Source organism: Micromonospora sp. DT46 (assembly GCF_049841735.1).
In the GTDB taxonomy this organism is placed as follows: domain Bacteria; phylum Actinomycetota; class Actinomycetes; order Mycobacteriales; family Micromonosporaceae; genus Micromonospora; species Micromonospora reichwaldensis.
This window is the reverse complement of the sequence record NZ_JBNCKW010000001.1, coordinates 724,129-742,616: the sequence shown is the minus strand read 5'-3', so window position 1 is coordinate 742,616 and position 18,488 is coordinate 724,129. Positions and strand designations below refer to the sequence as shown.

The following is an 18,488-nucleotide window of genomic DNA, read 5'->3' as shown; positions in this document are numbered from 1 at the left end:
TCGATCGGCTGCCGATGATCTCCGGCAACGTCGCTCGTTATGATACGGCCGTGGGGAGTCGCCGACGTAACGCCTGATCTGCCGGCCCGTCCGCCACCATTTCGCTCCGACCGACCGAGGCTGATCTGGCGTGAAGGTCCAGGTGGCGTACGTCGATCGTGCTCTTGACTGTTCCTGCTGCTCTCATGTCTTCTGGACTGCGCTTCGCATGGGGCGTGCGGGAACAATTCGGAGGCGCGTTGAACGGGCCGGGCAATGGGCAGGCGCAATTCCGGGCCTGGCCGAGGGCGACGCTCCTCGGCCGGATGAATCCGACGACGAGCCGAGCACTGTTGGGAATCGGGACCGGCGTATTGTTCCCGCCTGACCGTGTGATCATCCGGCAGGGTGACCGTGACAGTCACGTTTATCTTCTGCTCTCCGGCATCGTCAAGGTCACCACAACGGAGGCGGACCAGGAATCGATGCTCGCGGTGCGGGTCTCCGGTGACATGGTCGGAGAGATGGCGGCGCTGGAGCGGCGACCCCGCTCCGCCAGCGTGGTCACGTCCGTGGAAACCCGCGCCCGGATCATCAGCCGTGCCGAATTGACGGCGTTCATCGGCTCGTACCCGGATGCGGCGCTGGAACTCATGCGCATGATGAGCGAGCGGCTGCGCTGGTCCAACAGTCGACGGGTGGACATCACCACCCGCCCCGCCGGGGTGCGGCTCAGCCGGATCATCCTGGAGATCGGGCGGATCTACGGCCACCGGGCAGCCGACGGCTGGGACCTGGGCGTGGCCCTGACTCAGGCCGAGTTGGCGTCCCTTGCCGGTGTCGCGCTGCGCACCGCCGAGAAGGTGCTGCACGGCCTGAACAAGGACGGTCTCGTCGTCCGCGGATACCGACGAATGGTGATCACTGATCTGGCGGGCCTGCGGCGGGCGGCGGAGATGTGTGACGAGATCCCGCACTGAGACGGATTGATCTTGGGGGATCGGCGTCAGAGTGGGGCCACCGAACCGATGCGGCAGGAGAACGGATCATGGTGGCCCGATCTACGAGTACCGACCGTCGTTTGTGCGTAGCCGTCGACATGCAGGGTTACGGCCGCCGGGCCGGCCGTCAACACACCGACATCCAGCAGAATTTGGTTTCACTGATCGCCGACGCGGCGTCGTGTGTGGGTCTCGACCACGACACCTGGGATACGCAGCGCAGCGGAGACGGCGAGCTTTCGGTGCTTCCGACCGGTCAGCGCGAAGAGTTGCTGGTCGACGACTTCGTCCGCGAGCTGAACACCGGGCTGCGCCGGGTCAACGAAGGGCGTAAGGCTGACTGGTGCATCCGCCTGCGCCTGGCGATCCATCACGGGCCGGCGTGGCGTGCCGCGAACGGATTCGCCGGAAGTGCGCCGGTCACCGTGGGGCGCCTGCTGAACAGCGACCAGTTGCGGCAGGCCCTCCATGCGTCCGATGAGACGTTCCTCGCGGTGATGCTGTCCCGCCAGGTCTACGAGGACACCGTGGTCGCCGCGCACACCAGCCTTGAGCCGACCGATTTCGTGCCCGTGCGGGTCCGCGCCAAGGAATCCGATCACGTGGGCTGGGTGCGGGTGCCGGGCCTCGCGCCGTCGGTGCTGAAGCGTGTGTTCGGTAAGAAGGCCGCCGCGGCCGAGGGTCGTAAGGATGCCGCTGCGGCAGATGGCCGCGACCGGCCGCGGCAGGCAGCGACAGCCGACAGCGAGGGCCGGGTACAGCAGGCCGGCCGCGACCTCACCGGCGCGCGCTACGGCGGGGGCGAGGGCCCGACGTACGTCAACCACACCACGTTCGAGGAGGGCGTGACGGTCGATCGCGGCGTCATCGGTTTCAACTTCGGGGGCGAACGAAATGGTTGACGACGAGCCGGGCGCCCCAGTTCCGCCGGCGGAGGAGAAGCCGACCGACGAGAACCCACCAGGTGCCCCGGCGCCGCAGGGGACGGCGCCGGCGGCGGAGTCCGAGGAGGACCTCCGCGACGAGGTGCATGAGCATGCGAGGTACATCAACTACCAGTACTTCTACGGCGTCTCGGCGTCGAACTCGAACTTCGGCATGTCGTTCGACGGGTCCTCGCGCCGTCCTGCCGCAGCCACCGGGCCCATGCGGCCCGAGGATGTGCGGCACGCCCTTCGCTGCTACCTCCGGCCGCCGGAGGCGTTCCGCAAGGCGCGGGACGTGTTGAACCGGTGCGGCATGGTGGTCCTCTGCGGCCCTGACGGCATCGGCAAGTACACCGGGGCGATCGCGCTGCTGCACGAGGTGGCGTCGGACCAGATCCCACCCACGAACATCTCGCCGGCGTTGTCCCTGACCGAACTGGCGCGGCTCAAGTTCGGCAACGCCGGCGGTTACATTGTGCGGGACCAACTGCGCGACGGAGAGGCCAGCGCCGTCCAGCAGTTCGAGGTGCAACGACTCACCGCCGCGCTGCGGGGACAGGCGCATCTGGTGATCACCACCAACCTCGGGGTGCGGCCCCGGGGCCCGATGGCCGATCTGATGGTCGACTGGGCGGCGCCCGATCCTGTCAGGTTGTTCGACAAGTGGCTTGCCGAGATGCCAGGCGAGGTCTGCAACACCCCCGCGTTCGAGCAGTTGCGCCAGCACGTCCGCACGCTGATCTGTCCCCGGGACGTCCTCAAGGTCGTGGAATTGCTGGCGGACGGCCCGGAGCAGGCGCTCGCCGGGTTGAGGAGTTCCGAGCAGGAACGCGTGGCAGCCTGGTTCGATCGTGAACCGAGCGTTGACGAGGTGCTCGGGGTCGCCGCGCTCACCTTCGCCGCGGGCACGCCAGAGCCGACGTACGAATTCCTGCTCGACCGCCTCAAGGCGCTCTACCGCCAGAGGATCGGTCCCGTCCCGGCGGCCCGCGTGGAGACCGGAGCCGCAGCCGTGGGCACCGTGATGCCGCAGTCCCGACGCCGCGACCGGAACGACAGCCTGATCGCCGTCGACAACAGGAAGCAGCTGAATCTGGACGGTGAGGCTGCCGGGCGCAGCGTGTCCTTCGCGCAGCCCGGCATGCAGGAGTTGGTGCTGCGGCAACTGCACGACCGTTACGGCTACGAGTTGTGGGCTCCGCTTCGCGACTGGTTGGACGAGGTCGCTGCCCGCCCGCCGTCTTCGCTGCACATACGTCTCGGCATCGGTATGGCGCTCTACAGCACGCTGTCCTTTCAGGAGGTCGGACACGCGATCCTCGATCGGTGGGCGGACGGCACCGCCCCGGAACGCCTCGCGGCGGCCTCGACGCTGTCCTGGATCGGCTTGGACGGCCGCAACGCCTCCGCGGCGCTCGGCATCACCAAGCGGTGGGCGCAGAACTCCGGCCAGCGACGGGCGACGACAGCCGCGAGTGCACTCGGCGGACCTCTGGGCGCACGGTATTCGTCCGACGCACTGCGCTGGCTGTGGGCCCTCGCGATGCGGAGCGTCAGTATCCGCATGGTCGCCTGCGCGGCGCTGGGCATGCTGTTCGCCACCGCCGTGGAGGATCCGGACACCACCCGTCGGGTGCTGAAGTTCCTGCAGATCCAACTGCGGCGCTCGCTCGAGCCCGGCTCCCGCCAGCGAGACCGTCGGGCCACCTTCGAGACGGTGCTCAACGTCCTGTCCGCCCGGCAGGAGCCGACGGACGCGCTGGTGGCGGCCACCGTGATCCGGCAGGACCAGCGAAACGCCGCTCGGCTCGGCTCGCTGTGGGGCGAACTGTTTTGCAGCGCCCCGCACCGGAGCCGGACCCGGACGACGCTGTTCGCCGCGCTACAGGCGCTGAACGGCGACCAGGACTCCCTGCCTGCCGTTCGTCGACTGGGGGAGGCGATGCGCGAGGTCCTCTCTCCGCAGCAGTGGGCGGACCTGGACGGGGGCCTGCGACAGGAGGCGGACCGTGCCGACAACGGGCTGCCCCTCACCACCGTGCTGACGGCGCTGCTCGGGTGCCGGTTATCGACAACCACCACCTGGCCGTAGGGAGAGCCCGATGACTGACAGTACCTATCCGGTGATTTGCGAACGCCCACTCGACCGACCCCGCTCGTCCTTCCTGAAGTTCGCCCGGCGGGACCTGTCCGAGCTGCCGCGGCAGGAACCGGGGACGGTCCTCGTGTTCGATCTGGGCAGTCGGTATGCGGTCTTCGAGGACCGCCGGCACCTCACCGGCCGTGAGGAGGCGGTGGTGGAGGCCGTCGCCGTCAGCCTCGTTCACGTACGCCCCAGGCGGGTCACGGTCGACGTACGGATCCCGTCGAAGAGCCCGGCGGACGTGTTCCGCGTCCGGGTGGCCTTCCAGTGCCGCGTCACCGACCCCGAGACCGTCGTCCGGGACGGCCTGCTCGACGTGACCGGGCCGTTACTCGACCACATCAAGCGGGACCGGGAGCTCGACAGCCTGGGCGTCAGCTATCCCGTCGACGCCATCAACGAGGTCCGCGACGAGGTCAACGCCGAGCTGAGTGCGTACTGCACCATCCACCCGCCTCGGATCCGGGGAATGGAGGTGGAGTTCGGGATGGTCGAGGTGGCGACACCGTCCGCGCTCGTCGACCACGCCTCGAAAATCCGCGACACGAAGTGGCAGCAGAACCTGAAGGACCTTGAGGGCGGGTTCGTCACGAAGCAGGCCGAGGAACTGGCCGACCTGATCCGTACCGGCCCCGAGGTGCTGGAGGCCCTGGCCATCGCCCGTGGCGAGACCAGGGTGTCCCACGCCGCCGACCGGGCCTACGCCCGATCGGCGGAAGACCAGGGCAAGATCACGGAACTGCTGGCCATCCTGCAGAAGGACGGCCACCTGGAGCGTCTGAACGTCGATCCGAGCCTGCTCGTGCAGGCGTTCACCGACAGCCTCCGACTGCGTCGGTCGGAGCCCGCCTCCGGGATCGAGTCCGGCGGCGGGCCTGGGCAGCGGCCCCGCAGCATAACCGCCGAGGGCGGCGACGATCTGCTCCTGGACGAGGACGAACTGAATGATGAACAGCCGTAGTCCCCAGGAGGGACCGTCGCCGGAGGCGGCTGCCGTGCAGGAGCCGACGACCGACAGTGACGCCAGCTTCCACGTGGAGAAGGCCCCGACGGACCGAGGCCCCGGCCGCTACCTGCGGGTGCTGACCGGCGTCGACGAGGAGATGCTGGCGTGGGTGCCGACCGAACGCGCCCGATACACCGCACTGGGCGGGGTCGTGCTCGGGACGGCGGTGCTCGCCGGGTTCTCGATGTGGAACGCACTCAGCGCGGTGTTCGGCCGCAACTACTGGTGGCTCGCCCTGCCGGTGCTCGCGTGGATGCTGTTCGTGCTCAACCTCGACCGCTGGCTGGTGGCCACGTCGACCGGGTCGCAGTGGCGGCGGCGGGCGTCGGTGCTGGTACCCAGGTTGGTCGTCGCGGTGTTCCTGGGTGTCGTGGTGGCCGAACCCCTGGTGCTCAAGATTTTTCACACGGCGGTGGTGGAGCACATCCAGGACGGCCGCAAACAGGAACTCGACGACCTCCGCGGAAGCATCGTCGCCTGCAATCCGCTGCCCACGGATTCTCGGGAGAGGACGATCACGACGCCGTCGGACTGCCGGCCTTTCGTCGTCGCGTCGGGAGCATCTCCGACCGGTGCCGCCAGCCAACTGTCCGCTGCCCGGAAGGACGCGTCAGCGCTGCGCAAGCAGATCGACGAGGACACTGCGGAACTGCGCCGCCTGCGGGATCTGACCCGGCGGGAATGTGCGGGTGCCAGCGGCAGCGGACTCAGCGGTGAGGTCGGCGAGGGCCCTCGTTGCCGACGTCTGGAACGCCAGGCCCAGTCGTTCGAGGCGGAACACCCGATCGGGGCGGACAACGAACGTCTCGTGGCCCTGCAGAGAACGATCTCGGAACTGGAGTCGCAGGTTCGTACCGGGACCGAGACCGCCGAGCAGCAACGGGCCGCCGAGATCGACAGGCAGGTGGCCGAACTGGCGAGCCATCAGGGCGCGATCGGGTTCCTGGAGCGACTGGAGGCACTCGGTGATCTCACGGAAGACGTGCCGTCCCTGCTCGCGGCCACCTGGCTGATCCGCATCTTCTTCATCCTGATCGACTGCCTTCCGGTGCTGGTGAAGTTCATTACCGGAGCCACGGCGTACGACCGGTTGGTGGACCAGCGCATCGCGAGTACCGAGCGCCTTCACGAGAAGGCGACGCGCAGTGCCGAGTCGACCGTGGCCGAGGATCTCGATGTCCAGCGCCACCGCGCCCGGGCCGACGGTGACATGCGGCGCCAGCGCATCGACTTCGAGGTGCGCAGGCACACCGCGCAGATCGAGGCCGAGGGGAGCAGGGCGGTGCAGGATCTGGCTCAACGTCTGCGACGGTCGGCGGCGTCCCAGCCAGGGGCTTCCGACGACGCACCGACGACCCGACCACGAAACGGCCGGGTCAACGGTGCCCGGGCGTCGTCCAGGACATCAGCCGAAGGCGACATCTGACCACGAGGAGGGCATCGATGGATCCGAGTCAATGGGCGGAACTTGCACAGGCCGGGGCGGCCGCGCTGGTGGCCGCGATGGCGACCGAGGCATGGACCGCCGTACGCGGCACGGCTGCCCGGCTGGTCGGCGGCAGCGACGAGCGTGACGCGGTCGCGTTGGAGTGGCTTGAGAAGCGGCGGCAGGACCTGGCGACGCTGCCCGGCCGCGACCGGGACGCGGCCACCGACGCACTGCGCGAACAGGTCGCCGGTGTGCTGTTGACCCGGTTGACCGATTATCCCGACCGCGTCTCGTTGGTGGAGCGGATCGTGTCGGCGGCCAACGCTCCGACGCAGCCCGTGACCGTCACCCAGCACGCGTCCGCCACTCTCGGCGGTCGGGTCTACCAGGCGGGGCGCGACGCCACGTTCGTCGACCGGTAGGAGTGACCGGCCTGCGGGGCGGGGTGCCCCGGCATCGCAGGCCGAGGTGGGTAGCGACCGACAATTGCAGCTGTCTTGACAAGAAAAATTGTCGGTGGGACGCTGTGCCCATGTTCGACATCGCAGTGATCGAGGATCCGGCGGCGGCCGAGGCGTCGCTGGACCCGATGCGGGCCCGGCTGCTGGCCGCGCTCGCCGAGCCAGCCTCGGCGACGATGCTCGCCGCCCGCGTCGGCCTGCCCCGACAGAAGGTCAACTACCACCTCCGGGCGCTGGAGCAGCACGGCCTGGTCGAGCTGGTGGAGGAGCGCCGCAAGGGCAACGTGACCGAGCGGGTCATGCGGGCCATCGCGGCGTCGTACGTGATCTCGCCCGCCGCCCTCGCCGCCGTCCGGCCCGACCCGGCGCAGTCGCCGGACCGGCTGTCGGCGCGGTGGCTGCTGGCGCTGGCCGCCCGCCTCGTGCAGGACGTCGGTGCGCTCATCACCGGCGCCGAGCGGGCGAAGCAGCGGGTGGCGACGTTCGCGGTCGACGGCACCGTCCGGTTCGCCTCGGCGGCCGACCGGGCGGCCTTCGCCGAGGAACTGGCGGCCACCGTCACCGCCCTGGTCGGCAGGTACCACGACGAGAACGCCCCCGGCGGCCGCGAGCACCGGGTGGTGGTCGCCCTGCACCCCAGCGCCGACCCCGACGACAGCACCGCGAACGAGGAGCACTGACTGACATGGGACATCACTTCGAGCTGCGCAAGGACGTCGAGCTGGCCGCCACGCCCGAGCAGGTGTGGGAGGCCATCGCCACCGGTCCGGGCATCGACTCCTGGTTCATGGGCCGCACGGAGGTCGAGCCGGGCGTGGGCGGCCGGACCCGCCTGACGATGGCCGGCCACGTCGAGGAGTCGACGATCACCGCGTGGGAGCCCGGCAAGCGGCTCGCCGACCGCACCGAACCGGCCCCGGACGGCACGTTCATGGCCATGGAATACCTGATCGAGGGCCGCGAGCGGGGCAGCACGACCCTGCGGCTCGTCCAGAGCGGCGTCCTCGGGGACGACTGGGAGACCGAGTACGAGGCCATGGGGATCGGCTGGGACATGTACCTCGGGACGCTGGCCGCGTACCTCGCCCACTTCCCCGGCCGGACCGCGACCCCGGTCTCGGCCTTCCGCCCGGGCGTCGGCGGCGCGGACCGGGTGTGGCCGGCCGTGGCCGAGGCCCTTGGCGCGGCCGGTCCGCTCGCCGAGGGGCAGCGCGTCCGGTTCACCGTCGCCGGGCTGCCGCCGATCGAGGGCGTCGTCGACCTGGCCGGCCTGCCGACCTACGTCGGTGTCCGCACCGCCGACGCGCTCTACCGGTTCCTGCACTCCGGTGCCGAGCGCGGCGACGCCCTGGTCCTCGGGCACCACGTCTTCGCTCCCGGGCAGGACCCGGCCCGGAGCGAGCGGGCCTGGCAGGACTGGCTGGCCGCCCTGCCCGTCGGCTGACCCCGACGACGAGAACGCCCGGCGGACGGGCCGGCCCGGACGCCCGGGTGGTGGACGGGGGCCGATCCGGCCGCCCGGCAGGCGCTGCCCGGTGGGAGCCGGGCCAGCCCCGCCGGGCGTCCGGGTGTGGTCAGGGCGTGAGGACGAGGCGCCCGCGCAGGCCGCCTCCGGCGAGGCGGTCGTGGGCCACGCCGACCTGGTCCAGCGGCAGGGTGTCCGCGACGCGCGGGCTGAGCCGTCCCGCGCCCACCAGCGCGGCCAGTTCGGTCAACCGCGCGCCGTCGGCGAACACCTCCTGCACGACGACGCGCGTGGCCCGCAGGGGCGGCGGCGCGAACGGTGCGACCAGGGCCACGAAGGTGCCCTTCGGCCGCAGTGCCTCGTGCGCCGCGACACCGACCACCGCGGCGTCGACCACCGCGTCGACGCCACCGGGCACCTTTCGGCGTACGGCCTCGGCGAGCCGTTGCGTGCGCGGCACGAACCAGGTCGCGCCCAGGCCGCGGACGACCGCTTCGTCGTCGGAGTCGGCGACGGCCACGGTGCGCACGCCCCGCATGGCGGCCAGTTCGAGCAGCAGCCCGCCGACGCCGCCCGCGGCGCCGGTGACGAGCAGCGTCTGCCCGGCGCGCAGCCCCGTGAGGGTGAGCGACCGGTCGGCCGTGAGCCCGGCGAGCGGCAGGGCGGCGGCCCGCGCGGCGGGGACGCCGGCCGGCGCCGGGGCCACCGCGCGGTCGTCCAGGACGACGTACTCCGCCTGGGCGCCGCCGGCCGACAGCACGTCGCGCAGGCCGATCACCTGGTCCCCGGGGGCGAACCGGGTGACGCCGGGGCCGACCTGGTCGACCCGTCCGGCCACGTCCCAGCCGAGCCACACCACCGGGGCGGGGGCGAGCAGTCCGGCCTCGCTGAGCGCCCCGTTGCGGGTGGACAGGTCGATCCGGTTGACCGCCGCCGCGGCCACGCGGACGCGCACCTGGCCGGGCCCGGCCTCGGGCGCAGGTACGTCGACGATTTCCAGGACCTCGGGGCCGCCGAAGCGGCGTACGGCAACAGCCTTCATGCCGCTCACGCTAGGGCTGCTACTCTCCGGCGGTAAGTAGGTACCCGAAGGTGCGTAACCCTCCCGGAGGTCCGTCATGGCGACCCTCAGCGCCGCCCAGCTGCGGGAGCACCAGCGCGACGAGTACAACGCCTTCCTCGCGCAGTGCCCGGGTCACCAGCTGCTGGCGACGCTCAGCGACAAGTGGGTGACGCTGGTCCTCGCCGCCCTCGCCGACGGGCCCATGCGCTACAGCGACCTGAGCCGCACCATCCCCGGGGCCAGCCAGAAGATGCTGACCCAGACGCTGCGCAAGCTGGAACGCGACGGCCTGCTCACCCGCACCGTCACGCCGTCGGTGCCGGTGCGCGTCGATTACGGGATCACCGCGCTGGGTCGTACCCTGCTTCCGATCCAGCAGGCGATCAAGAACTGGGCCGAGACGCACATCGAGCAGGTTCATCGCGCCCGCGCCGCGTACGACCGCGGCGCCGCCGGCTGACCGCCGCGCTCCCGCGTGGACGGGGTGTGGCTTGGGCTACATGGCCGCCTGGCGCTTGTTGCACGAGATTGGCAATTGCGGAATGCTGGCGTTAGTGGCCGGCTGCCCCGGGCGCGATGAGCCAGACCACGGCCGGGGCGTCCGCCCGCTCGTGACCGTGGACCGCTGCGGGCACGTCGGCCAAGATCAGGACGCCGGCCCGAGTGCGACGCCGGGCGGTCGTGCGAAGAACAGACCCGGGAGCATGTGATGGGTACGCCTGTGTCCAAGCGCGTGGCGGCGGTGGCCGTCGCCGGTGTCCTCGCCGTGGCCGGCTGCTCCTCGCCGACGACCACGTCGACGGGCGCGGCCGGCGCCGGCACGCTCGTCGTGGCGACGGCGGGCGAGCCGGACGCGTTGAACCCGGTGCTGAACTACGGCGTCGACGGCGGCTCCCTGATCTTCGACGGGCTGGTCGCCCGCGACGCCCGCAACGAGCTGGTGCCGGCGCTGGCCCGGGAGCTGCCGACCGTGTCGGCGGACGGCAGGACGGTCACCGCGAAGCTCCGCGACGGCGTGCTGTTCCACGACGGCAGCCCGTTCACCGCCCAGGACGTGGTCTTCACCTACCAGGCGGTGCTGGACCCGAAGGTCGACTCCACGCTCCGCTCCGACCTGGACATGCTCGCCTCGGTCACCGCGCCCGACCCGTCGACCGTGGTGTTCACCCTGAAGTACGCCTACGCGCCCTTCGCGCAGCGGCTGGCCCTCGGCATCGTGCCGGCCAAGGCGCTGACCGGGCAGGACATCAACAAGGCCGAGTTCAACCGCAAGCCGGTGGGCACCGGCCCGTACCGCGTGACGTCGTGGACCCCGGGCGACCGGCTCGTGCTCGCGGCCAACGAGAGCTGGTGGGGCGGCAAGCCCGCCAACGGCGGCGTGGTGGTGGCGTTCGTCGCCGACGACAACGTACGCGCGCAGCGGATGCGGGCGGGGGAGTTCGACGCGGCGGAGCTGGCGCCGAAGCTGACCACCGGCTTCGACGGGCAGGCCGGCTACCGGGTGCAGCGGGTGCCCACCGCCGACTACCGGGGCGTGATGCTGCCGCTGGGCAACCCGGTCACCGCCGACCTCGCGGTGCGGCGGGCACTGAACGCGGCGGTGGACCGCGCGGCGATGGTCACCGGGCTGCTCGGCGGGGCGGGCGAGCCCGCGTTCGGGCCGGTCCCGCCGACGTCGGAGTTCGCCGAGCCGTCGATCGTGGGCAGGCCCGCCGCCGATCCGGCCGCCGCGACCGCCGCCCTCGACGCCGCCGGCTGGAAGCCGGGCCCGGACGGGATCCGTGCCAAGGACGGCCGGCAGGCGGCGTTCGCGCTGATGTACCCGGCCACGGACAGCCTCCGCAAGGAGCTTGCCCTCGCGGTGACCGCCGACGCGAAGAAGGTCGGCATCAAGATCACCCCTGAGGGGCTGACCTGGGACGCGATCACCCCCCGGATGGGCAGCGACGCGCTCGTGATGGGCTACGGCACCCCGTACGATCCGGACTTCGTCTCCTACAAGCTGTTCGGCTCCGCCTTCGCCGGCCAGGGCTTCTTCAACCCCGGCTCCTACCGGTCGTCCGTGGTGGACAAGGCGTTGCAGGACGGCCGCGCCAACGCCGAACCGGCCGCCCGCAAGGCCGCGTACGCCACGTTCCAGAAGCAGCTCGCCACCGACATGCCGTGGGTGTTCCTCACCTACCTCCAGCACACCTACGTGGTGAAGGACGCGGTCGTCGGCGTGACCCCCCGGGTGGAGCCGCACGAGCACGACGTCGCCAACAGCCTCTGGTGGAACATCCACACCTGGACGAGGAAGTCGTGACGACGCCCGCCCCGACAGCGAAGACCCCCGCCCCGACCGCCGCGCCGCCCCCGGCGAGGACCACCGCCCGGCGCCGGCCGCGGCGGCTGGCGGGAGCCGGCACGGTGGTCCGCCGGCGGCTGCTGGTGGCCGTACCCATCCTCGCCGCCACCAGCGTCGGCATGTTCGCCCTCGGCGCGGCCTCGCCCATCGACCCCGCCCAGCAGTACGCGGGCGCGGCGGCGTTCACCGCGACCGAGGAGAACCTGGCGCAGATCCGCGCCAACTGGGGCGTCGACGACCCGCTGCCCGTGCAGTACCTGCGCTGGGTGGGCAACCTGCTCCAGGGCGACCTGGGCTGGTCCACCAGCCGCCACGAACCGGTGACCGCCGTGCTCGCCGCCCGCGCCGGCTGGACCCTGCTGCTCGTCGGCGCCGCCCTCGCCCTCGTCCTCGTGGCGAGCCTGCTGCTGGGCACGCTGGCCGCGTACCGGCGGGGCGGCTGGTTCGACCGGGCGCTGCGCGCCACCGCGTACGCCGTGCAGTCGATGCCGGTGTTCTGGATCGGGCTGGCCGCGATCGCCCTGTTCGCCCTCACCCTCGGCTGGCTGCCGGCGGGCGGGCTCACCGACATCACCGCCACCGGCACCGACCCCGCCGACGTGGCCCGGCACCTGATCCTGCCGGTGGGCGTGCTGGCGATCGCCCAGATGCCGTGGTTCGTGCTGTTCATCCGGGACGCCGTCGCCGACAGCCTCCGCGACGACCACGTCCTCGCCGCCCGGGCCCGGGGCCTGCCGGGCCGCACCGTCCTGTTCGGCCACGCCCTGCGTACGGCCCTGCTGCCGTTCCTCACCCTCGTCGGCACCCACCTGCCGGAGCTGATCGGCGGCGCCGTCCTGGTGGAGACCGTGTTCTCCCTGCCCGGCCTCGGCGCGGTGACCGTACAGGCCGCGCTGGGCAGCGACTTCCCGCTGCTGGCCGCCACGACCCTGGCCACCACCGTCGTGGTGCTGGCCGCGAACCTCGGCACCGACCTCGCCTACGCCGCCGCCGATCCCCGGGTACGCCTCGATGACTGACCTCGCCCTGCCCGCCCGGCTCCGGCGGCCGAAGCCGCGTACGGGCCGGGTCGGTGCCGCCGTCGCCTGGGCCGTGCTCGTCGGCGCGGGCCTGGCCTGCCTCCTCGCCCCCGTCCTCTGGCCGCTCGACGAGAGCGCGGTGGACCTGGCCCGTACCCGGCTGGCGCCATCCTGGGCGGACCCGGCGGGCACCGACGACCTGGGCCGCGACGTGGCCCACCGCAGCCTCTACGGCCTGCGGGTCTCGCTGCTCGTCGGCGCGGTCGCCGCGCTCGTCGCCACCGTGATCGGCGGCCTCGTCGGCGCGGTGGCAGGCACCCTCGGCGGCTGGGTCGACCGGGTGCTGATGCGGGTGGTCGACACCATCGCGGCGCTGCCGCACCTGCTGCTGGGCATCTTCATCGTCGCGATGCTGCGTCCGAGCCTCGGCGCGGTGATCCTGTCGATCGGGCTGACGCACTGGCTCTCCACCGCCCGCATCGTCCGGTCGGAGCTGCTCAGCCTGCGCACCCGGCCGTTCATCGACGCCGCGATCTCCGGCGGCGCGAGCCGTGCCCGGGTCATCACCCGGCACCTGCTCCCGCACGTGCTGCCCCGGTTGGCGCTGGCCACCACGCTGATGGTGCCGCACGCCGTCTGGCACGAGACCGCGCTGTCCTTCCTCGGCCTGGGCCTGCCCCCGCACCTGGCCTCGATCGGCAACATGATCAACGACGGGCAGCGGTCCCTGCTCACCGGCGCCTGGTGGGCCAGCATCGTGCCCGGCCTGCTCCTCGTCGTCGTCACGCTGGCCCTGGCCGCCCTCACGGGCCGGTGGCGCGACCGCCTCGACCCGCGCGTACGAGCGGAGCTGCACCTGTGACCACCACCCGCGAGCCCACCGCCGTCCGGGCCGACACCGCCGCCCCCGCCGGCAGCGCCGCCACGGCCGACGCCGTCGCCCCGGCCGGTACCGCCGCCGACGGTCGGCCGGGCCTGTTGGAGGTCGACGGGCTCACCGTCCGCTTCGAACTCCGCGACGCCGTCGTGCAGGCCGTCACCGACCTGCACCTGACGATCCACCCGGGCGAACTCCTGGCGGTGGTCGGGGAGTCCGGCTGCGGCAAGTCGGTGCTCGCGCACGCCCTGCTCGGCCTGCTCCCCGGCAACGCCACCGTCACGGGTCACGCCCACCTGCGCCCGCCCACCGGGGCGCAGGTCGACCTGGTCAACTCCTCCGAGCGGCACCTCGCCCGCGCCGTACGCGGCCGCGCGGTCGGGCTGGTGCCGCAGAGCCCCGCCACCGCCCTCACCCCCGTACGGACGGGCCGGCGGCTGCTGGAGGAGACCCTGCGCGCCCACGGGCGCACCCGGCGCGAGGCGCCCGCGGCGGCCGAGCGGGTCGCCGACGACGTCGGGCTCGACCCCGCCGACCTCGACCGCTATCCCCACGAGCTCTCCGGCGGCATGGCCCAACGCCTGGCCACCGCCCTCGCCCTCGCCCCCGACCCGCCGCTGCTGCTCGCCGACGAACCCACCACGGGCCTCGACCGGCCCCTGGTCGACCACACCCTCGACCTGCTGCGCCGCCGCTGCGACGCCGGCGGCGCCGTCCTGCTCATCACCCACGACCTGGCCGCCGCCCGCCGGGTCGCCGACACGGTCGCCGTCATGTACGCCAGCCGGATCGTGGAGCGGCGGCCGACGGCCGAACTCTTCGCGGCACCCGCCCACCCCTACACCGCCGGCCTGCTCGACGCCCTGCCCGAGCGGGCCTTCCGGCCGGTACCCGGCCACCCGCCGATGCTCACCGACCTGCCTCCCGGCTGCGCCTTCGCCCCGCGCTGCGACCGCGCCACCGACGTCTGCCGCACCCCGCCCGCGCCCTCGGCGGGCGCCCCGGCCCGGATCGCCTGTCACCACCCGCTGACCCTCGGAGCGCCGGCATGACCAGCACTGCCGGCATGAGCAGCACTGCCGGCGTGCCCAGCACCGCCGGAGCACCGGCCGTGAGCAGCACCGCCGGCATGACCACCACCGCGCTCGCCGCCCACGAGGTCGCCGTCTCCTACGGTGGCCGGCGCGTCCTCGACGGCGTCGACCTGCGCGTCGCCCCCGGCGAGACGGTCGGCCTGCGCGGGCCCTCGGGCAGCGGAAAGTCCACCCTCGCCCGGGTGCTGGCCCTGCTGCACGCCCCCGAGGCCGGGCACGTCACCCTCGACGGCCACCGGATCGTGGGGGCCCGGCACCGGCTGCCCGCCGCCGTCCGTACCCGCGTCGCGATCCTTTTCCAGAGCCCCCGCGCGGCCACCGACCCCCGGCTGGGCCTCGCCGACATCATCGCCGAACCGCTGCGCGCCACCGGCACGCCCGAGGCGCAGGCGCGGGCCCGCGCGGCGGAGCTGGCCGACCTCGTCGGCCTCACGCCCGACCTGCTCGCCCGCCGCCCCCACGCCGTCAGCGACGGGCAGCTGCAACGCGCCTGCCTCGCCCGCGCGCTCGTGCACCGGCCGGACTACCTGCTCTGCGACGAGGCCACCGCCATGCTCGACGCCTCCACCCAGGCGCACCTCGCGGCCGTCATCACCGACTACCAGCGGGAGCACGCCGCCGGGGTCCTGCTCATCACCCACGATCCGGCGCTGATGGCCCGCTGGGCCACCCGGGTGGTCGACCTGCCGTCCCCGCCGCAGCCCTGACCGGCCCGCCTCCTCCGGGCCGCGCGCCGACGCCTACGGGGTACGGGCCGACGTCGCGGCGGAACCACCGGAGTCGGCGGCGTCGGCGCGGCCGGCGGCGGCGAGGAACGAGTTGTAGTGGGCCAGGTCGTCCGGCTCGCCGGTGGCCTCGGCTCGGGCGGCGGCCCGGTCGAGGCGGGCCTGCTCCCGCCGGTCGGCGCGGATCCACTGGCGGACCAGCACGACCAGCACGATCGCGGCGGGGATCTCCCCGAACGCCCAGGCGATGCCCGCGCCCAGCCGCTGGTCCTCCAGCAGCGACGACGCCCAGTCGGGGTGGACGGCGACGTACCAGTCCGGCGCGATGACGCTGGTGGTCTGCATCAGCACGAGGCCGAAGAAGCCGTGCGCCATCATCGCCGCGAGGTGGATGATCACCAGGATGGGGTGGGGGAGCCTCGGCCGGCCCGGATCGACCCCGATGAGCACCCAGAACAGCAGGTACCCCGCGACCACGAAGTGCGTGAGCATGGCCAGGTGGCCGAGGTGGGAGCGCATCAGCGTGCCGAGCAGGTCGCTCAGGTAGAGACCGAAGAGGCTGCCGGCGTAGATGCCCAGTGCGACCAGAGGATGGGTGAGCAGCCTCGCGGGCCGGCTGTGCAGCACCAGCAGCAGCCACTCCCGGGCACCACGGACCTGCGGGTCGGCGGGGCGACGCAGGGCGCGCAGCGCGAGGGTGACCGGGGCGCCGCCGACGAGCAGGATCGGCACCAGCATCGACAGCACCATGTGCTGCACCATGTGGGCGCTGAACAGCACGTACGCGTAGCGGGCCACGCCCAGGTTGGTGACGGCGGCCAGCACCAGCAGACCGGCCGACCAGCTCGCGGTCCGGGCCAGCGGCCAGCGGTGCCCGGCCCGGTGCAGCCGCCACACCCCGGCCAGGTAGCCGCCGATGCCGAGGACGGTGAGGGTCAGGAAGAACATGTCCGGCAGCGGCTGGCCCACCAGGCGTTCCGGGGTCGGCGCGGCGGGCATCGGGAAGCCGAGCAGCTCGGTGATCGGATCGGCGTCGAGCGGGTCCTGCGTCACCGGGGTGGGGCTGCGGGACAACGCCACCGCCAGCCCGACGGTGGCGGCGAACACGACCACCTCGCCGGCGGCAAGCCGGGCGAACGCGCCGCGTCGACCCGTACGCAGGGCCGGCAGGGTCCGCGACCGGTGCACGGCGCCCAGGGTGCCCAGGACCGCCAGGGCGACGAGCTTGCCGAGGACCAGCCAGCCGTACCGGGACTGCCAGAGCTGGGCCACGTCGCCGAGGCGTACGGCCGCGTTGGCCGATCCGCTCACCGCGACGGCCACGAAGCAGCCCAGGGCGAGGCGGCCGTACCGGTGGGCGGCGTCGGCGAGCTGCCGGCTGCGACGGACCATCAGCAGCGCCACCAGCCCGCCGACCCAGAGGGCGGCGGCCAGCACGTGCAGGGCGAGGCTGGACACCGCGATCTGGTGGTTGCCCGCCCCGGCGGCGTGCCCGGTGAACGCCGGCGGCAGCACCCCGACCAGCGCGACCAACGCCGTCACGGCGGCGAGCCCGCGCGACACGCCAGCCCGGGCCAGCACGGCCACCGCCAGCGCCAGCGCCGCCTGGAGCAGCAGCGCCTGCCCCTGCGAGATCGAGGTGGCGAAGCTGACCACGGTGGGGGCGCCAAGCCCGTCCACGGGGACGCCTAGCAGGTCCGAGACCGTCAGCACGATCAGCGTCACCGCGGCCACCGCCCAGCCCGCCGCCGCCGTGCCCGCGCGGCGCAGCAGCAGCCAGCCGTACGCCGAGACGCTCCGCCCGTCGCCGGGCAGCAGGAAGGCCGCCGTCACCAGCATCCCGACCGTCAGGGTGGCGAGGCCGTCGGCGAGCAGCCGGACCACGGGCAGCGCCCACGCCGTGACCGGCCCCGGATCCGGCAGCCCGGGGATCGCGACCGCGAGCGCGTCGCCGGCCCGCAGACCGAGTAGGAGTACGGCCACCGCCGACGCCACGGCCGCGACGGGTACGAGCCACGCGCCCCGCCCCCGGGAGCCGGGACGGACGCCGGCGCCGGGCGGGCCCGCGACCGGCCCGGCGTCACCGGGCGGCGTCGTCGCCACGGCGTCGGCGTCCGGGCCCCGGGCGGGCTGGGCGGGGCGGGAGGTGGTGTCTGGCACGTCGGTGTCCCTTGGGTTCGGGGAGGGCGGCGGTTCGCGTCCGGGGGCGGCCCGGGGCGCGGTGCCGGAGGGGCGGGGTCGGGGTGCTGCCGGTCAGCGGGTCTCGCGGCGCCGGCGCAGCAGCAGCGCGGTCCCGCCGAGGACGGCGACCAGGACCCCGGCGGCCAGCAGCACGCCGCCCGTCCCGAGGCCGCCGGAGCCGGTCGCGGCGGCGGGGTCGACCGACCCGGCGGCCGGCGGGGCGGCAGCAGCGGTCGGGGCCGCGGCAGCGGTCGGTGCGGCGGCGGCAGACGCGGCGGCGGCCGGCGGATCGGTGACCGCCCCGGTCGCCGTGCCCGCCCCGCCGGTGGTGTCGCCGCCGCCGGCGACGGTGAACCGGTACGACCCCTGCACCGGATGCCCGTCGGCGGAGACGATCCGGTAGGCGACGGTGTAGGTGCCCTCGCCCAGCGTCTCGTCGACGGTCACCGTGCCCTTCGTCCCGTCGACGGTGGGCCCGCCGGTGGGGATCTTCCGCCGGGCGGCGTCGGTCAGCGCGATGGTGGTGAAGGTCGGGTCGAGCCGCTGCGCGAACTCCAGCGTGACCCGCGTCGGTGGTGTCGTCAGGCGGTCGCCGTCGGCGGGGCTGGCGGCCCGCAGCGTGTTGTGCGCGGCGGCGGGGGCGGCCGGTACGAGCAGCAGCGCGGCGGCCAGCGCGGCGGCGACGAGGGCCGCGACGGTCGGGCGGCGGGACGGGATGTGCATGTCTGGTGCTTCTCCTGGTTGGTGGTGGTCGGCCGGGCAGCTGGTGACC

At 73.2% G+C, this 18,488-nt stretch carries 17 protein-coding genes; 14 read left to right on the top strand and 3 right to left on the bottom strand.

All coding sequences use genetic code 11. The annotated features are described in order from the left end of the window. Window positions 1–185: 185 nt before the first annotated feature. The 8 genes from ACLQ20_RS03425 to ACLQ20_RS03390 all read left to right on the top strand — a co-directional run bounded on the left by ACLQ20_RS03425 (window position 186) and on the right by ACLQ20_RS03390 (window position 8,389). Window positions 186–959 carry a Crp/Fnr family transcriptional regulator gene (locus ACLQ20_RS03425; RefSeq protein ID WP_425854112.1) on the top strand — a complete coding sequence of 258 codons (774 nt, stop codon included), beginning with the start codon at window positions 186–188 and terminating at the stop codon, window positions 957–959. 119 nt (window positions 960–1,078) lie between these two features. Continuing rightward, window positions 1,079–1,882: a hypothetical protein gene (locus ACLQ20_RS03420; protein ID WP_425854111.1), complete on the top strand. Its 804-nt coding sequence runs from the start codon at window positions 1,079–1,081 to the stop codon at window positions 1,880–1,882. Beyond that, entirely contained in the window at window positions 1,875–3,998 is a 2,124-nt protein-coding gene (locus tag ACLQ20_RS03415) for a hypothetical protein (RefSeq protein WP_425854110.1), read from the top strand. Before ACLQ20_RS03420 ends, ACLQ20_RS03415 begins: the two co-directional genes overlap by 8 nt. A 10-nt stretch (window positions 3,999–4,008) precedes the next feature. Next, entirely contained in the window at window positions 4,009–5,010 is a 1,002-nt protein-coding gene (locus tag ACLQ20_RS03410; protein ID WP_358114858.1) for a hypothetical protein, read from the top strand. Window positions 5,011–5,044: 34 nt separating this feature from the next. Continuing rightward, complete coding sequence (locus ACLQ20_RS03405; RefSeq protein ID WP_425854109.1) at window positions 5,045–6,481, top strand: DUF4407 domain-containing protein; 1,437 nt, start codon at window positions 5,045–5,047, stop codon at window positions 6,479–6,481. 17 nt (window positions 6,482–6,498) lie between these two features. Further along, window positions 6,499–6,906: a hypothetical protein gene (locus tag ACLQ20_RS03400; protein ID WP_358114865.1), complete on the top strand. Its 408-nt coding sequence runs from the start codon at window positions 6,499–6,501 to the stop codon at window positions 6,904–6,906. A gap of 110 nt (window positions 6,907–7,016) precedes the next feature. Next, window positions 7,017–7,625, top strand: coding sequence for an ArsR/SmtB family transcription factor (locus ACLQ20_RS03395; RefSeq protein ID WP_425854108.1), 609 nt, complete (start codon window positions 7,017–7,019; stop codon window positions 7,623–7,625). 5 nt (window positions 7,626–7,630) lie between these two features. Continuing rightward, window positions 7,631–8,389, top strand: coding sequence for an SRPBCC family protein (locus ACLQ20_RS03390; RefSeq protein ID WP_425854107.1), 759 nt, complete (start codon window positions 7,631–7,633; stop codon window positions 8,387–8,389). Between the two features lie 130 nt (window positions 8,390–8,519). On the opposite strand, the gene ACLQ20_RS03385 is transcribed toward ACLQ20_RS03390, so the two are convergent. Further along, complete coding sequence (locus ACLQ20_RS03385; protein ID WP_425854105.1) at window positions 8,520–9,452, bottom strand: alcohol dehydrogenase catalytic domain-containing protein; 933 nt, start codon at window positions 9,450–9,452, stop codon at window positions 8,520–8,522. A 76-nt stretch (window positions 9,453–9,528) separates the two neighbouring features. Between ACLQ20_RS03385 and ACLQ20_RS03380 the strand changes: the two genes are divergently transcribed. From ACLQ20_RS03380 to ACLQ20_RS03355, 6 genes are all read left to right on the top strand, one after another. Further along, window positions 9,529–9,933 carry a winged helix-turn-helix transcriptional regulator gene (locus tag ACLQ20_RS03380; protein ID WP_425854104.1) on the top strand — a complete coding sequence of 135 codons (405 nt, stop codon included), beginning with the start codon at window positions 9,529–9,531 and terminating at the stop codon, window positions 9,931–9,933. Between the two features lie 249 nt (window positions 9,934–10,182). Continuing rightward, window positions 10,183–11,778: an ABC transporter substrate-binding protein gene (locus tag ACLQ20_RS03375; protein ID WP_425854103.1), complete on the top strand. Its 1,596-nt coding sequence runs from the start codon at window positions 10,183–10,185 to the stop codon at window positions 11,776–11,778. Further along, window positions 11,775–12,839: an ABC transporter permease gene (locus tag ACLQ20_RS03370; protein ID WP_425854101.1), complete on the top strand. Its 1,065-nt coding sequence runs from the start codon at window positions 11,775–11,777 to the stop codon at window positions 12,837–12,839. Before ACLQ20_RS03375 ends, ACLQ20_RS03370 begins: the two co-directional genes overlap by 4 nt. After that, complete coding sequence (locus ACLQ20_RS03365; RefSeq protein WP_327030361.1) at window positions 12,832–13,701, top strand: ABC transporter permease; 870 nt, start codon at window positions 12,832–12,834, stop codon at window positions 13,699–13,701. The genes ACLQ20_RS03370 and ACLQ20_RS03365 overlap by 8 nt, the downstream gene beginning before the upstream one ends. Continuing rightward, entirely contained in the window at window positions 13,698–14,768 is a 1,071-nt protein-coding gene (locus ACLQ20_RS03360) for an ABC transporter ATP-binding protein (protein WP_425854099.1), read from the top strand. The genes ACLQ20_RS03365 and ACLQ20_RS03360 overlap by 4 nt, the downstream gene beginning before the upstream one ends. Continuing rightward, window positions 14,765–15,517, top strand: coding sequence for an ABC transporter ATP-binding protein (locus ACLQ20_RS03355; protein WP_425854097.1), 753 nt, complete (start codon window positions 14,765–14,767; stop codon window positions 15,515–15,517). Before ACLQ20_RS03360 ends, ACLQ20_RS03355 begins: the two co-directional genes overlap by 4 nt. A gap of 33 nt (window positions 15,518–15,550) precedes the next feature. On the opposite strand, the gene ACLQ20_RS03350 is transcribed toward ACLQ20_RS03355, so the two are convergent. Then, window positions 15,551–17,695, bottom strand: a complete 2,145-nt coding sequence (locus tag ACLQ20_RS03350; protein WP_425854096.1) for a cytochrome c oxidase assembly protein — start codon at window positions 17,693–17,695, stop codon at window positions 15,551–15,553. 93 nt (window positions 17,696–17,788) lie between these two features. Then, a complete protein-coding gene (locus tag ACLQ20_RS03345) occupies window positions 17,789–18,439 on the bottom strand; it encodes a copper resistance CopC family protein (protein ID WP_151453960.1) in 651 nt (216 codons plus the stop codon). Window positions 18,440–18,488 lie beyond the last annotated feature (49 nt).

Excerpts from the sequence above, each read along its gene's own strand:
- ACLQ20_RS03425 (WP_425854112.1), top strand. The coding sequence starts at position 186 with ATGTCTTCTGGACTGCGCTTCGCATGGGGCGTGCGGGAACAATTCGGA.
- ACLQ20_RS03420 (WP_425854111.1), top strand. The coding sequence starts at position 1,079 with ATGCAGGGTTACGGCCGCCGGGCCGGCCGTCAACACACCGACATCCAG.
- ACLQ20_RS03415 (WP_425854110.1), top strand. The coding sequence starts at position 1,875 with ATGGTTGACGACGAGCCGGGCGCCCCAGTTCCGCCGGCGGAGGAGAAG.
- ACLQ20_RS03410 (WP_358114858.1), top strand. The coding sequence starts at position 4,009 with ATGACTGACAGTACCTATCCGGTGATTTGCGAACGCCCACTCGACCGA.
- ACLQ20_RS03400 (WP_358114865.1), top strand. The coding sequence starts at position 6,499 with ATGGATCCGAGTCAATGGGCGGAACTTGCACAGGCCGGGGCGGCCGCG.
- ACLQ20_RS03395 (WP_425854108.1), top strand. The coding sequence starts at position 7,017 with ATGTTCGACATCGCAGTGATCGAGGATCCGGCGGCGGCCGAGGCGTCG.
- ACLQ20_RS03390 (WP_425854107.1), top strand. The coding sequence starts at position 7,631 with ATGGGACATCACTTCGAGCTGCGCAAGGACGTCGAGCTGGCCGCCACG.
- ACLQ20_RS03385 (WP_425854105.1), bottom strand. The coding sequence starts at position 9,452 with ATGAAGGCTGTTGCCGTACGCCGCTTCGGCGGCCCCGAGGTCCTGGAA.
- ACLQ20_RS03380 (WP_425854104.1), top strand. The coding sequence starts at position 9,529 with ATGGCGACCCTCAGCGCCGCCCAGCTGCGGGAGCACCAGCGCGACGAG.
- ACLQ20_RS03375 (WP_425854103.1), top strand. The coding sequence starts at position 10,183 with ATGGGTACGCCTGTGTCCAAGCGCGTGGCGGCGGTGGCCGTCGCCGGT.
- ACLQ20_RS03365 (WP_327030361.1), top strand. The coding sequence starts at position 12,832 with ATGACTGACCTCGCCCTGCCCGCCCGGCTCCGGCGGCCGAAGCCGCGT.
- ACLQ20_RS03355 (WP_425854097.1), top strand. The coding sequence starts at position 14,765 with ATGACCAGCACTGCCGGCATGAGCAGCACTGCCGGCGTGCCCAGCACC.
- ACLQ20_RS03345 (WP_151453960.1), bottom strand. The coding sequence starts at position 18,439 with ATGCACATCCCGTCCCGCCGCCCGACCGTCGCGGCCCTCGTCGCCGCC.